This is a genomic window from Amycolatopsis sp. NPDC051102, from assembly GCF_040682815.1.
Lineage (GTDB): Bacteria > Actinomycetota > Actinomycetes > Mycobacteriales > Pseudonocardiaceae > Amycolatopsis.
In genome coordinates this window covers 107,045-119,902 of the sequence record NZ_JBFBBT010000026.1, presented here as the reverse complement: position 1 = coordinate 119,902, position 12,858 = coordinate 107,045, and the positions used below count along the sequence as shown (strand labels likewise).

Here is a 12,858-nt window from a genome sequence, read left to right as displayed (position 1 = left end):
CGCTCACCAGGCGAGCGGGAGCTTCTCCACCGAGAAGACGGAACCCTTCAGCCGCAGCGGAACCTCGTCGGCCGGGACGGCCAGGCGCAGGTCCGGGAACGCCCGCAGCAGCGCCGTGAAGCCGGCGCGGAGTTCGATGCGCGCGAGGTTCTGGCCGAGGCACTGGTGGATGCCGAACCCGAAGGCGACGTGCCCGGAGGTGTCGCGCTCGATGTCCAGCTCCGCGGGACAGCCGAACTTGGCAGGGTCGCGGTTGGCGGCGGGCAGCGACACCGTCACCGTGTCGCCCTTCTTGATCAGCTCGCCGTCGAGTTTCAGGTCCTCCAGCGCGGTGCGGTAGGTGTGGTACTGGTTGACGGTGATGTAGCGGAGGAGTTCCTCGATCGCGGCGTCGAGCTTGGCCGGCTCCGCGCGCAGCTTCGCCAGCTGGTCCTGGTGGTGCAGCAGCGCGAAGGTGCCGACGGACAGCGCGCCCTCGGTGGTCTCGTACCCCGCGAACAGCAGCAGGGTGACGATGTTGCGCAGCTCCTCCAGGGTCAGGTCCTCGTCGACGAGCGAGCTGATCAGGTCGTCCTGGGGTTCCTGGCGCCGCCGCTCGATGACCTCGTCGAAGAACGCCTGGGCCTGCGCGTAGGCCTCCGCCGCCTCGACCGGGTCCGCTTCCGCGTCGTGCAGGAGGGTCACCGCGGGCACGTACCGGTCGCGTTCGGCGTAGGGCAGGCCGACCAGCTCGCCCAGCATCCGCAGCACGAGCGGCTTGGCGAAGTCGGTCACCAGGTCCGCGGGTGCCCCGTGCGCACGCATGACCTCGATCTGCTCGGCGGCCACGGCCTCGACGCGCGGGATCAACCGGCTCGTGCGGCGGACGGTGAACTCACCGGTCAGCAGCTTGCGGTAGCGGGTGTGCTCCGGGGGGTCCATGTGGATGAACATCCCGGGGATCAGCGGGTGGGTCGGGATCACCTGACCCTGGTGCGTCACCGGGAAGTGGCCGACCTCGCAGCTGTGGCTGAACCGCGGGTCGCTAAGCACTTCACGCACCAGCTCGTAGCTGGAAACGATCCAGCCGACGTGCCCGTCCGGATAAACCATCTTCGCCAGCGGCCGTTCTTCGCGGAGGGTGTCGAATATCGCGGGCGGGTCGAACTTGTCGATTCGCGCCCACGGCCCCTCGAAGGAAATTGCCTCGGTCATGGAAACCTTTCTCCAGGGACGGGTCAGGAGTGCTATTCGGCGATTTTCGTGCGGTGCGACCACCGGAAGACCGCGATGTCGCCGGCCTGGAATTCCCCACCGTGCACGAAGTGCTCGTAGCCGGCACCGTGGCGGATCTTGAGCGTGCGGTCCAGCGCGGACGCCTGGACACTGCGTTCCGTCGCCGCCAGTTCGGCCGGCCCACCGCTCAACGCGATTTTCACCTGCGTAACATTCATCGCGGCCTCCACCTGTTTCGCCGGTTCTCCCAGCACAGACCGGTCCCTGCATTCTCGATTCAGGCTAGGCGAGCCACCACCGGGCGGCATCCCTCACTCTGGTAGAGCGGTTCAGACCCCTTCACGGGCGCACGAAAACGGGGACTTCCTTCCCCGGAAAAGGAAAGAAGCCCCCGTGGACCCGCCGTCAGGCCAGGTCGACCGGCTGCCCGGTCTGCGCTGATTCGTAGGCCGCCTGGATGATCCGGAACGTCCGCAGCGCAGCCTCGCCGTTCGGTGCCGGTGCGTCGCCTTCGCTCAGGAAGTCCCTCAACAGCAGGGAAAGCAGGTCCTCGCCACCGAGGGCGTCGTCGACGCCGTCGAGCAGCTTCGGGCCGGCGTCGTACTGCACGCTCGCCTTGTCCCCGATGAGGGTGACGGTGGGCCGGCCTGTCCCGGCCGGGTCCCGGCGGAGGTCGAACGAAGCGACCTGCCCGCTCCGGTACCGGACGGTGAGCACCGCCGCGCTTTCCGCGCTCTGTCCACCGAGGACGGAGTTGGTCTGGGCGTACACCTGCTGCGCGGGCTCGCCACCGAGGACGGCGTCCGCGAGGTCGAGCAGGTGGGGCGCGGCGGCACCCAGCACCCCGCCGTCCGCACTCGTGTCCAGCGACCCGAGGATCGTCGTGAGCTCGCCGATGCCGCCGTCCGCGATTCCCTTGCGCACCACGGCGAACGCCTCCCCGTGGCAGGCCGGGGACGCGAACGTGAGCCGGTCGCCGCCGGCGTCGACCACGGCCTTCAGGTCGGTTTCCTTGACGGCGGAGGGGTATTCGCACAGCACGCGGGCGCCCGCCTCGGCCGCCCGCAGGACCGGCTCGAACGCGTCCCAGCCCGCCGTGGCCACGACTTCGACGTCCGGCCGGCCGCGCAGGCCCTCGGCGTAGACCTCGGGCGTGGCCGAGAGGATGGCGACCTTCACGCTGCTCCCTCCACCGGAAGTTCGACGGCCCGCCCGGTCCACGCGGACTCGGCGGCGGCCTGGGTGATCCGGACGGCGGCCAGCGCGTCCTTCGCGCCGATCCGCGGCTCGGGGCCGCCCGCGAAGGCGGTGGCGAACTCGCGCATTTCGGTGGCGAACACCGACGGCCCGTAGTAGCCGAAGTTCGTGGTTTCGCCGTCGACGACCCGGACCTCCTGAGGCCATTCGGAGTCGTAACTGACCGTCCCGCGCGTCCCGGTGACGTGGTAGGTGACCCGCACGGGTGGCTTCGGCGTGGCGGTCCACCGGCTGACGACCTGGCTGATGGCCCCGCTCGCGTGGGTGAGCACGACGGTCCCGGCGGCGACGGCGCCTTCCGGCGCGGGCGTGGCGATGTCGCCCTGGTAGCAGGCGTGCACGCGGACGACGTCCCCGAAGACCCAGTGGGCGAGGTCGGCGCCGTGCAGGAACTGGTCGGTGAGGATGCCACCCGAACGAGCGGAGGCGTGCCCGGTCCACGGCCGCGGGTGGTAGGCGGAGAAGGAGAACCGCCCGAGGGCGACTTCCCCGAGCCGCCCGCTCGCGACGAGCTCGTGCAGCCGCGCGTAGGGAGCGGCGAACCGCACGTCGTGGGCGGGATAGAGCCGGACGCCGGCCGCCTTGGCCGCGGCCACGATCTCGGCGGCCTCGTCGGCGTCCGCGGTCAGCGGCTTCTCGCACACGACGCCGACACCGGCGGCGATGGCGGTCATGGCGATCTGGTGGTGACTGCCGGTCGGGGTGCAGATGTCGACGGCGTCGGCCCCGTCCAGCGCCTCGGCCAGCGACCCGGCCGCGGTGGCCCCGAACTCCTCCGCCAGCTCGTCGCTGCGGCCGTCGTCGGAGAAGACCCGCACGGCGGCCCCGGTGCCGAGCCACGCTTCCAAGTGCAGCCGGGCGATGAGCCCCGCACCGATCAGAGCCACCTCGAGCTGCCGCAACGTCTTCACGTACCGAGACTCGCCCACACCGCGGGCAGGAGCCATAACCAACGTGGGTAGTTCGGAAAACCCTACTTGGACGGTGCCGGTGAAGCCGGAGCCGACGACGGCGCCGCGGGCACCTTCGGCGCGTTGTAGGTGTCCATGTCCGTGATCTTCCACTTGTCGCCCTGCAGCTGGGCGTTCAGGTGGAGCTGCGCGGTGCCCGCGGTGGTCTTCTTCGTGTCCGTGCGGGTCGAGGTCTGGTCGACGAAGACCATCACCTTCGCCAGGTCGCCGTTCAGCATGATCACCGCCGCGCGCGTCACCTTGCACGTCACGATCATCTTCTGCTGCGGGGCCAGCCGCTTCACCTCGCCCATCAGCGAGTTGTACTTGTTCTTGACGTCGTCGTTGGCGAGCAGGTCGTTCGCCGCGTCCTCGGTCTTCTTGATGTTGTTGAAGTCGTAGGAGAACAGCGCCTCGGCCGCCTTCGACACCGCGTCCTTGACCTGCGCCGTCTTCGCGACGTCCAGCAGGGCCGTGTTGCTCGTCGCCGACGAGATCTCGGATTCCTTGGTGTGAAACCAGAACGCCAGCCCGCCCAGGATCACCGCGACCAGCACCAGCGCGCCCGCGACCAGGTACGTCCGCTGCACCTTCGGCGCCGCCGGCTCGTCCGGCGAAGCCGAATCCGTGACCGGGACCTCGGATTCCGCCGTCGGCTTCGCGATCCCGGTGTCCCGCACCTTCCGCCGCGGCACCGGCCGCGAAGGCGCCTCCTCCTCGTCGGCCGACGGCTCGCCCGTGAGCGCGTCGACCTGCGGCTCCTCGGTCTCGACCGCCGCGAACACCTGCGTGTCTTCGGCCGGCGAAGTGTCGAGCTCCCCGGACGCCGGCTCGTCGACCGGCCGCGGCACCGGACGCGGTGCCGGCCGGGGGCGCGGCTTGCGCGGTTCGGCGGGGACGGCGGGCAGCTGGCCGGTCCGCTCGGCGGCGGACTCGTCCGTCGAAGGCTTGCGCAGCCCGGCCACGCGGGGACGCCGCGACGGCGTCGGGGTGCTGCGAGGCGGCTGACGGCGGGAGGGGGGCACTACTGGCTCCTTCTGGGTGACGCTACTGGCCGGCCGCGACAAGCGGGACGCTGTCGATGCCGGACAGCTTCCAATCCTCGCCCACCCGGGTCATCGACACTTCGAGACGCAGCGGCTTCGCGCTGCTCTTGTCGCCCTGGGTGACGGTGGTGGCGATGGCGGCGAGGAAGCTGGCCTTGCCTTCGTGGTCGTCCAGCTCCTCGACGGCGATGTCCTGGACGTCGGTGGTGACCTTCGTCTTGGCGTCCGTGAGCGCCTTGCGGAACGTCGGCGCGGACTGGTCGATCTGCTGCGCCATCTTGTCGTCCGACACGGCCTTCTGCCGGGCGAAGAAGCCGTCGAGGTCGTTGTAGTCGACCTCGGTGTAGGCCTTCAACGCATTGGTGCCCGCCTTGACGACGGCCTCGCGGGAGGCCGCCAGGCCGGCGTTGTCGTCGGCCGCCGCCGCCCACCACTGGATGCCGAAGAACGCCGCGGCGATCAGGGCGGCCAGCGCCAGGGCTCCGGCGCCGAGCACCAGGATCCGCGAGGAGTCCTTCGCAGGCGTCTCCGAAGACTCCGAAGCCTCCGTGGCCGGCTCGTCGGTGCTCATGACACTCCAGGGTAGGTAACGGTCATCAAATCCACGTCAGGACAGGCCGAGCAGCGAGCCCAGGCTGTTCAGGCTGACGCCGGGGCTGCCGACGATGCCCGGAACGCCCCGGGTGTTCCGTTCCTCGGCCAGCTCCTGGGCCGGCCGGTTCGCGTTGGCCGAGACGTCGCTGTCCGACGGCGCGACCGGCACCCCGCCGTACGGCGCGTTCTGCGCCCCGCGGACGTTGATCGGGCTGCCCTTCGGTTCGGCACAGTACGCGTCTTCCTTCGCCGGCTTCGCCGAGAGGTCGTTGCCGGCGCGGTACTGCGAGTACGGCAGGTACCCCTTCGTGCAGGACGGCGGGTTGAACAGGTTGAGCACCAGGCCGAGGTGCGCGGTGCCGTCGCCGGGGGCGACGCTGCTCGCCGCGCCGGCCAGCGCCGGGTAGGTGACCAGGCCCTGCTCGATCCCGTCGAGCCGGGTGACGGTCAGGTTGGCCGTGGTGAGCAGGTTCGCCGTCAGCGCGCCCAGGCCGGGGCCCGACTCCTTCAGCACCTGGCTGACCTGCGCGGCCACCTGCGGCGTGATGCCGATCAGCTTGCGCAGGTCGCCGTCGGAGTTCTTCAGGGTGCCGGTGAGCTCGTTGAGGCTCTTGCTGAACGACGCGAAGTTCTTCGCCTCGTCGTTCTGCGTGTCGAGCACCTGGCCGCCGGCGTCCAGCAGCTGGATCGTCTGCGGCAGGTACTGCTGCGCGGTGGTGGTGAAGCTGCGCGCGGTGTCCAGCAGCTTCTGCAGGTCGCCGCCGGTGCCGCGGAAGGCGTCGTAGGACTCGTCGACGACCGTGCGCAGCGAGTCGACCGGGACCGACGCGGCGAGCGAGTCGAGGTCGCCGATCAGCCGGTCGGTGCTGACCGGGGTGGTCGTCTTGTTCGCCGGGATGACCGAGCCGGCCGCCAGGTACGGGCCCTGGTCGGCCTTCGGCTTGAGGTCGACGTACTGCTCGCCGACCGCCGACCGGTTGGCGACGACGGCGTCGAGGTCCGCGGGCACCTTCGGCGCCGACGGGTCGATGTTCAGGTCGGCCTCGAGCCCGGTCGGGGTGAGCCGCATTTCGCCGACCCGGCCGATGTTGTAGCCGCGGTAGGTGACCTCGGCGTTGGTGAAGATGCCGCCCGATTCGTTGAGCTGCAGTTTCACCGTGTAGCCGTCGTTGCCGAACACGCTGCCGAGCCCGGCGAACCGGATGAGCGCGTACACGATCGCGACGACGGAGATGACCGCGAAGGCCACCAGCTGGATCTTCGTCCGGCGGATCAGCATCAGCCCGCACCTCCCGAGAGGAGCCCGAAGAGGTTGCCGAGGCCCGGCTTCGACGACTGCTGCCCGGCGCCCGGGATCGGCAGCGGCGGTGGCTGGTTGGCCGGCGTGCCCTGGACACCGCCGGTCAGCCCGGCCAGCGGCAGCTGCCCGGACAGGGCGTTCTGCCGGCTGTTGCCCAGGTTGTCGACGATGGTCTTCAGGTTCAGGTCCACCTTCGCGTACAGGTTGAAGTAGTCGCCCTTGACGCCGTTGACGGCCTGGTCGCTGAACGGGAACGTCAGCAGGAGCTGCAGCGCCTTCGGCAGGTCGTTGCCCGCCTCGCCGAGCTTCTGCAGCGTCGGCGTCAGCGCCTTCAGGTCGGCGACGAGGTCCTTCTGCGACTTGTTGACCGTGTCGGTGGCGACGCCGGAGAGGTTGTCCAGCGCCTGCAGCATCGTGACCAGCTGACCCCGCTGCTGCTCCAGCACGCCGAGCCCGGGCCCGAGGTTGTCGACCGCGCCGACCAGCTTGTCCTTCTGGTCGTTCAGCGTGGAGGACAGCCGGTTCAGCCCGTCGATCGCGCGGGTGATGTTCTGCGACTGCTTGTCGAGGTTCGTCACCAGCTGGTTCGCGTTGTCCAGCAGCGCCTTGATGTCCGGCTCGCGGCCGGACGTGGCGTTGTTGAGCTCCTTGGTGATGGTGTTGAGCTGGTCGACGCCACCGCCGTTGAGCAGCAGCGACAACGCGCCGAGCAGCTCTTCGACCTCGACGCTGCGGTTCGTCCGGGCCAGCGGGATGGTCGCGTTGTCGGCGAGCTTGCCCTGGGCCTGGTCGGTGCCGGGCGAAGCCAGCTCGACGTACTTCTCGCCGAGCAGGCTCGACTGCTTGACGTTGGCGATCGCGTTGGCCGGCAGCTTGATGCCGCCGTTGACCTTGAGGGTGACCAGCGCGTGCCAGCCGTCCTTGGTGAGGCCGACGTTCTCGACCCGGCCGACCGGCACCTCGTCGACCTTCACCCCGGCCTGCGGGGTCAGGTCGGTCACGTCCCGGAACTCGACGTTCACCGTGTACGGGTGGTCGCCGAGGTCGGCGCCGCCGGGCAGCGGCAGGTCGTAGATGCCCTTGAAGGCGCAGCCGGACAGCGTCAGCGCGGACGCCGTTGCGAGGACGCCTGCGGTCAGGAGCTTCTTCATTGGCCACCTCCGTAGAGCTGCCCGGCGATGGGCAGCGGGAGCGGCGGCAGCTGACCGGACTGCAGGGCCTGCACGGTCTGCGCCACGGACGGCAGCGGGATCACCTTGTCGACCACGGCGGCGATGTTCTCGCAGGCGTTGCCGAGCACGTCCGGGATGCCCTTGGTGCCGACCTGCTTGAGCAGCCGGCAGATCATCACCAGCGGCGGCTGGGTCAGCTCGTTGAGGTTTGGCCGGGCGTCGAGCGTGCCGGACGCGCCGTTGTAGGTGTTGACCAGGTTGCTCAGGCCGACCGGGGCGACGTCCAGGATCTCGGCGAGCGAGCTGCGCTGGTCGACGAGCACCTTGGTGATCCCGGCCAGCTTGTCCACATTGGACTTGAGCCGGTCGTGGTTGGCGTCGATGAACGTCTGCACCGAGGTGAGCGTGGTGCCCAGCTGCTGCACGGTCGCGGCCAGGTTGTCCTTTTCGGACGCCAGGTAGCCGCTGACGTCGGCGAGCTGGCTCTCGAAGCTGCGGACCTGCTTGTCGGAGTCGGCCAGCGTCTGCGAGAACTTCCCGAGGTTCTGGACGGTGGTGAACAGGTCGTCCTTGTTGCCGGCCAGCGTCCCGGCCGCCTGGCCGAGCTTGGTGATCGTGTCGTGCAGGGCCTGGCCGTTGCCGTCGACGTTGGCCGCCGCGGTGTTCAGCAGGTTCGACAGCGACCCGCTCTTGTTGGCGCCGTTCGGGCCGAGGGTCTCGCTGACCCGGGCCAGGCTCGCCGCCAGCTGGTCGACTTCCAGCGGCACCTCGGTGCGGTCGAGGCCGATGACTGCGCCGTCGGAGATCCGCGGGCCGCCGGTGTAGGCCGGGGCGAGCTGGACGTACCGGTCGGACACCAGCGACGGCGCCACGATGAGCGCCTTCGCGTCCGCGGGGACGGCGACCGAGCGGTCGTACTCGAAGTCGACCTTCACCTGGTTGCCCATCGGCGTGATCTTGGTGACCGTGCCCATGTCGACGCCGAGCATCCGCACGCTGTTGCCTTCGTACAGGCCGACGGCGCCGGCGAAGTACGCGGTCAGGTGGTTGCGGCCGGCGTCCTTGAGGGTCCACCAGATGCCACCGGCGACGACGAGCGCGAGCACGACCGCGATGGTGAAGCCCCGGGTCAGGGCCGCGCCCAGACGGGTGTCACTCATTTCGTGTAGCACCCCTCTTCGTTGATCGGGCCGAACGACGGCAGCAGCAGGCCGCAGATGTAGTTGTCGAACCAGCGGCCGTTGCCGATGGTGTTGGTGAAGACGCGGATGAAGGGCGCGAACTTCTTGAGCCCCTCGGCCAGCGAGTCCTGGTTGCGCTGCAGCATCGACGTCAGCTGGTCGAGCTGGGTGAGCACCGGGTCCAGCTGCTTGCCGTTGTCGTCGATCAGGCCCTGCAGCTGCGTCGCGAGTTCGCGGGAGCCGTTCAGCAGCGCGGTGATCGCGTCCTCGCGCTTGGCCAGCTCGGCGAGCAGGTCGTTGCCGTCGTCGAGCAGCTTCTGCACCTCGGCGTCGCGGTCGACCAGCGTCTGCGACACCTCGCGGGTGTTGGCGAGCAGGTTCGACAGCTGCTGGTCGCGCGAGGCGATCGTGTCCGACAGCTTCGACAGCCCCGACAGCGCGCCCTTCACGTCCTGCGGCGTGTTGGCGAAGGTCTGCGAGATCGTGTCGAAGCTCTGCGCCAGCTGCTTGGTGTCGATGTTGTCGACGGTCTGGGACAGCCCGCGGAAGGCGTCGAGCACGTCGTAGGGCGCCATCGTGCGGTCGCGCGGGATGCCGGTACCGGGGTTCAGCGCCTTCTCGCCCTGCGGGTCCAGCGAAAGGTACTTCTGCCCGAGCAGCGTCTTGATCTTGATCGCGGCGCTGGTCCGGTCGCCCAGCCAGGCGTCCTTGACCTTGAACGACACCTTCACCGACGCGCCGTCGAGCTCGATGTCGCTGACCTTGCCGACCTTGACGCCGGCGATCCGGACGTCGTTGTCCTTCTGCAGCCCGGAAGCCTCGCTGAACTCGGCGCTGTAGGTGGTGCCGCCGCCGATCACCGGCAGGTCTTCGGAGTTCAGCGCGGCGGTGAAGGCGAGCGCCAGCACGACGATCCCGACCAGCGCGATCGGCACGGGGTTGCGCTTCTGGAAGGACTTCATCCCTGGCACCTCGCCCGGTTCACCGGAATCAGGGGCAGGGCGACGTCGTTGATCAGTGGCGGCAAGCTCACGCTCCCGGAGAACTCGCAGGCGTAGAAGTTGAACCAGGAGCCGTAGTCCGCGGTGCGGGTCAGCGTGCTCACCTTGGTCGGCAGGAACTGGATGAAGTGCTCCAGCTCCGGCTCGTTCTTGTTGAGCTGCTGCGTCAGGTTCCCGAGCGCGCTGATGTCGTTCTTCAGCGGCTCGCGGACCTCGCCGAGCAGCCCGGAGGTCGTCTGGGCCAGGTTGCCGAGGCTTTCGATCGCGTCGCCGATCGGCTTGCGGTCGGCGGCCAGCCCGGACACCAGCTGCTGCAGCTTCACGATCAGGTCGTTGAGCTGCGGGGTGTGCGCGTTGACCGTGTCGAGCACCGAGTTGAGGTTGTCGATGACCTCGCCGATCACCTGGTCCTTGTCGGCGATCGTGGTGGCCAGCGACGCCGTGTGCGACAGCAGGCTTTCCACGGTGCCGCCCTCGCCCTGCAGGACCTGGATGACCTCGTAGGACAGCTTGTTGACGTCCTCGGGGTTGAGCGCGGTGAACAGCGGCTTGAAGCCGTTGAACAGCTCGGTCAGGTCCAGCGCCGGCGTGGTCCGCTCCAGCGGGATGGTGCCGCCGGGCGGGAGCGTCTTGCCGGAGCTGTCGTCGCCCTCGCCGAGCGAGACGTACCGCTGGCCGACCAGGTTGCGGAACTTGATCTGCGCGGTCACCCCGGCCGGCAGCGTCCGCCCGGCGTCCACTTCGAACTCGACCTCGGCCTGCCGCTTGTCGACGATCTTGACGTCCTTGACCTGCCCGACCCGGACGCCGGCGATGCGGACGTCGTCGTTGGGCAGCAGCAGCGTCGCGTCGGTGAACCGCGCGTTGTAGGCGTTGGTGCTGGTGGTGTTGATGTTGGCGATGCTGATCCCGAGGATCGTCGTGAACAGCACGGTGACCACCACGAAGATGCCGAGCTTGATCAGCGGCGCGAGCAGGCCCCTCACTTGACCGTCACCTCCGCACCCCGGTACAGCGGGCCGACGAGCAGCGAGCTCCAGCCCGGGACGTCGGCGGCGTTCATGCCCAGCTGCGGGCCGAGCAGGTCGGCCAGGAAGCCCTGCTCCGCCGTCGAATACGCCAGATCACCACCGCTGCCGCCGTTGCCGGCCGCGTCGGCCTTGAACTTGGCCGGGTTGAGGCCCTCGCCGACGCTCTTCGGCGCGGCCTGGTGCAGCGTGCCGTCCTTGAACGCGCCGTCCGGCGGTTCGGACGGGAACGGCTTCGGAATGTCCTTGATGTCGTAGCAGCGCGGGCCGCGCTTGTCCTCGAACCGCGGCTCTTCCTTGCCCGCCTGGTAGGGCGCGCGCGGCACGATGATCTCGATCGTGGCGTGCAGGCCGGGCTGGTTGGTGCCGGCGCCCAGCGCCTGGTCGATCAACGGCACGTTCTTCGCCATCTGGGAGATCACGCAGGGGTACTCCGGCGCGTACTTCGCCAGCAGCTCGGCCGTCGGCCGGGCGGTGTCGACGAGGGAGATGATGTTGTCCTTGTTGTTCTGCAGGAACGTCTGGAGGTCCACCGACGCCTGCGTGAGGCTGCCGTAGAGGTCGCTGAGGTGCTGCCGCTCGTCGACCACGGTCCGGGTCGTCGTGCTCAGGTTGTCCAGGCTCTGCACCAGGTCCGGCGCCGCGTCCTTCAGGTGGTCGGAGAATTCCGCGAGCGCCTTCAGGTTGTGCTGCAGCTCGGGCTCGTGCGGGTTCAGCTCGCCGATGTAGGTGCCCAGCTGCGAGAGCGTGTCGCCGAGCTGGTTGCCGCGGCCCTGCAGCGCCGTCGAGATCGCGGTGAGCGTCGCCGACAGCTTCTGCGGCTGCACCGCCTGCAGCACCGGCATCAGGTGGGAGAACGCCTGCTCCAGCTCGACCGCGCTCGACGTGCGGTCCTGCGGGATGACGTCCCCGTTGGCCAGGGGCTTCGCCGACGGGTCCTTCGGGATCTCCAGCGAAACGAACCGCTCGCCGAAGAGCGTCTTCGGCAGGAACCGCGCCGAAACGTTCGCCGGGATGAGCTTCGCCGACTCCGGCTGCAACGCCAGCGTCAGTTCGGCGCCGTGGTCGGTGGCGACGATGTCCTGCACCGAGCCGACGATCAGCCCGCGCACCTTGACGTCGGACTGCTTGATCAGCTGGTTGCCGATCTTGTCGGCCTGCAGCTTGACCGTGACGACGGGCGTGAACGCCTTGTCGTAGAGCGCGATGGACAGCGCCACCCCGCCGACCATCACGGCGATGAGCAGCAGGCCGAGCAGCCTGCGTCGGAGCGTCCTCATCCCGCGATCCTTACCGTGACGTCGGTTCCCCAGATGGCGAACCCGATGAAGAAGTTCATGATCGACACCGTGACGATGGACAGCCGCACCGCCTTGCCGACCGCGACGCCGACACCCGCCGGGCCACCGGTCGCCCGGTACCCGAAGTAGCAGTGCGACAGGATGATCAGGACGCTGAACAACAGCACCTTGATGAACGAATAGAGCACGTCCTGCGGTGGCAGGAACAGGTCGAAGTAGTGGTCGTACGTGCCCGCTGACTGGCCGTAGATGTAGATGACGACCAGTCGTGATGCCAGATAGGAACTGAGCAGGCCGATGATGTAGAGCGGGATGACCGCGACGAACCCGGCGATGATCCGGGTTGTGACCAGGTACGGCAGGCTCGGCACGCCCATGACTTCGAGCGCGTCGATCTCCTCGGAGATCCGCATGGCGCCCAGCTGGGCGGTGAACCCGGCGCCGACCGTGGCGCTCAGCGCGAGCCCGGCGACCAGCGGCGCGATCTCGCGGGTGTTGAAGAACGCGGTCAGGAAGCCGGTGAAGGCCGACGTCCCGATCGAGTTCAGCGCCGAGTAGCCCTGGAGGCCGACGAGGACACCGGTGAACAGCGTCAGGCCGACCATCACGCCGACCGTGCCGCCGATGACCGCCAGCGAGCCGGAGCCGAAGCTGACTTCGGCCAGCAGCCGGAGGACTTCCTTGGTGTAGCGGCGCAGCGTCCGCGGCGTCCACAGCAGTGCGCGGCCGTAGAACGACATCTGGTCACCGAGGGTGTCCAGCGTCTGCAACGGACGGTTGGCGACGCGTTTCGCGCCCTGGAGGAACGTCATG

General features: G+C 69.0%; 13 protein-coding genes. All 13 read right to left on the bottom strand.

Going from position 1 to position 12,858, the window contains the following annotated elements; translation table 11 throughout:
- Positions 1 to 3: 3 nt before the first annotated feature.
- Positions 4 to 1,194 (bottom strand): cytochrome P450, encoded by a 1,191-nt coding sequence (locus AB0M93_RS42360; RefSeq protein ID WP_364285336.1) that lies wholly within the window; start codon positions 1,192 to 1,194, stop codon positions 4 to 6.
- 32 nt (positions 1,195 to 1,226) lie between these two features.
- Positions 1,227 to 1,433, bottom strand: coding sequence for a DUF5988 family protein (locus AB0M93_RS42355; RefSeq protein ID WP_364285334.1), 207 nt, complete (start codon positions 1,431 to 1,433; stop codon positions 1,227 to 1,229).
- A gap of 187 nt (positions 1,434 to 1,620) precedes the next feature.
- Entirely contained in the window at positions 1,621 to 2,394 is a 774-nt protein-coding gene (locus AB0M93_RS42350; protein ID WP_364285332.1) for a Gfo/Idh/MocA family oxidoreductase, read from the bottom strand.
- A complete protein-coding gene (locus AB0M93_RS42345) occupies positions 2,391 to 3,383 on the bottom strand; it encodes a Gfo/Idh/MocA family oxidoreductase (RefSeq protein ID WP_364285330.1) in 993 nt (330 codons plus the stop codon). Before AB0M93_RS42345 ends, AB0M93_RS42350 begins: the two co-directional genes overlap by 4 nt.
- Positions 3,384 to 3,445: 62 nt before the next feature.
- Positions 3,446 to 4,387, bottom strand: a complete 942-nt coding sequence (locus AB0M93_RS42340; RefSeq protein ID WP_364285348.1) for a hypothetical protein — start codon at positions 4,385 to 4,387, stop codon at positions 3,446 to 3,448.
- Between the two features lie 82 nt (positions 4,388 to 4,469).
- Positions 4,470 to 5,039 carry a hypothetical protein gene (locus tag AB0M93_RS42335; RefSeq protein ID WP_364285328.1) on the bottom strand — a complete coding sequence of 190 codons (570 nt, stop codon included), beginning with the start codon at positions 5,037 to 5,039 and terminating at the stop codon, positions 4,470 to 4,472.
- A 36-nt stretch (positions 5,040 to 5,075) separates the two neighbouring features.
- The gene (locus AB0M93_RS42330) at positions 5,076 to 6,341 is read right to left on the bottom strand and encodes an MlaD family protein (RefSeq protein ID WP_364285326.1); all 1,266 of its coding nucleotides are present in this window, start codon (positions 6,339 to 6,341) and stop codon (positions 5,076 to 5,078) included.
- Positions 6,341 to 7,513, bottom strand: coding sequence for an MCE family protein (locus tag AB0M93_RS42325; protein ID WP_364285324.1), 1,173 nt, complete (start codon positions 7,511 to 7,513; stop codon positions 6,341 to 6,343). Before AB0M93_RS42325 ends, AB0M93_RS42330 begins: the two co-directional genes overlap by 1 nt.
- Entirely contained in the window at positions 7,510 to 8,694 is a 1,185-nt protein-coding gene (locus tag AB0M93_RS42320; RefSeq protein ID WP_364285322.1) for an MCE family protein, read from the bottom strand. The genes AB0M93_RS42325 and AB0M93_RS42320 overlap by 4 nt, the downstream gene beginning before the upstream one ends.
- Entirely contained in the window at positions 8,691 to 9,677 is a 987-nt protein-coding gene (locus AB0M93_RS42315; protein ID WP_364285320.1) for an MCE family protein, read from the bottom strand. Before AB0M93_RS42315 ends, AB0M93_RS42320 begins: the two co-directional genes overlap by 4 nt.
- The gene (locus AB0M93_RS42310) at positions 9,674 to 10,702 is read right to left on the bottom strand and encodes an MCE family protein (RefSeq protein ID WP_364285318.1); all 1,029 of its coding nucleotides are present in this window, start codon (positions 10,700 to 10,702) and stop codon (positions 9,674 to 9,676) included. Before AB0M93_RS42310 ends, AB0M93_RS42315 begins: the two co-directional genes overlap by 4 nt.
- Positions 10,699 to 12,024, bottom strand: coding sequence for an MCE family protein (locus AB0M93_RS42305; RefSeq protein WP_364285316.1), 1,326 nt, complete (start codon positions 12,022 to 12,024; stop codon positions 10,699 to 10,701). Before AB0M93_RS42305 ends, AB0M93_RS42310 begins: the two co-directional genes overlap by 4 nt.
- Positions 12,021 to 12,857, bottom strand: coding sequence for an ABC transporter permease (locus tag AB0M93_RS42300; RefSeq protein WP_103351766.1), 837 nt, complete (start codon positions 12,855 to 12,857; stop codon positions 12,021 to 12,023). Before AB0M93_RS42300 ends, AB0M93_RS42305 begins: the two co-directional genes overlap by 4 nt.
- Position 12,858: the final 1 nt, after the last annotated feature.

Bases quoted from the DNA above. Each gene is read 5' to 3' on its own strand.
- AB0M93_RS42360 (WP_364285336.1), bottom strand. From the start codon at position 1,194: ATGACCGAGGCAATTTCCTTCGAGGGGCCGTGGGCGCGAATCGACAAG.
- AB0M93_RS42355 (WP_364285334.1), bottom strand. From the start codon at position 1,433: ATGAATGTTACGCAGGTGAAAATCGCGTTGAGCGGTGGGCCGGCCGAA.
- AB0M93_RS42335 (WP_364285328.1), bottom strand. From the start codon at position 5,039: ATGAGCACCGACGAGCCGGCCACGGAGGCTTCGGAGTCTTCGGAGACG.
- AB0M93_RS42330 (WP_364285326.1), bottom strand. From the start codon at position 6,341: ATGCTGATCCGCCGGACGAAGATCCAGCTGGTGGCCTTCGCGGTCATC.
- AB0M93_RS42325 (WP_364285324.1), bottom strand. From the start codon at position 7,513: ATGAAGAAGCTCCTGACCGCAGGCGTCCTCGCAACGGCGTCCGCGCTG.
- AB0M93_RS42320 (WP_364285322.1), bottom strand. From the start codon at position 8,694: ATGAGTGACACCCGTCTGGGCGCGGCCCTGACCCGGGGCTTCACCATC.
- AB0M93_RS42315 (WP_364285320.1), bottom strand. From the start codon at position 9,677: ATGAAGTCCTTCCAGAAGCGCAACCCCGTGCCGATCGCGCTGGTCGGG.
- AB0M93_RS42305 (WP_364285316.1), bottom strand. From the start codon at position 12,024: ATGAGGACGCTCCGACGCAGGCTGCTCGGCCTGCTGCTCATCGCCGTG.
- AB0M93_RS42300 (WP_103351766.1), bottom strand. From the start codon at position 12,857: ATGACGTTCCTCCAGGGCGCGAAACGCGTCGCCAACCGTCCGTTGCAG.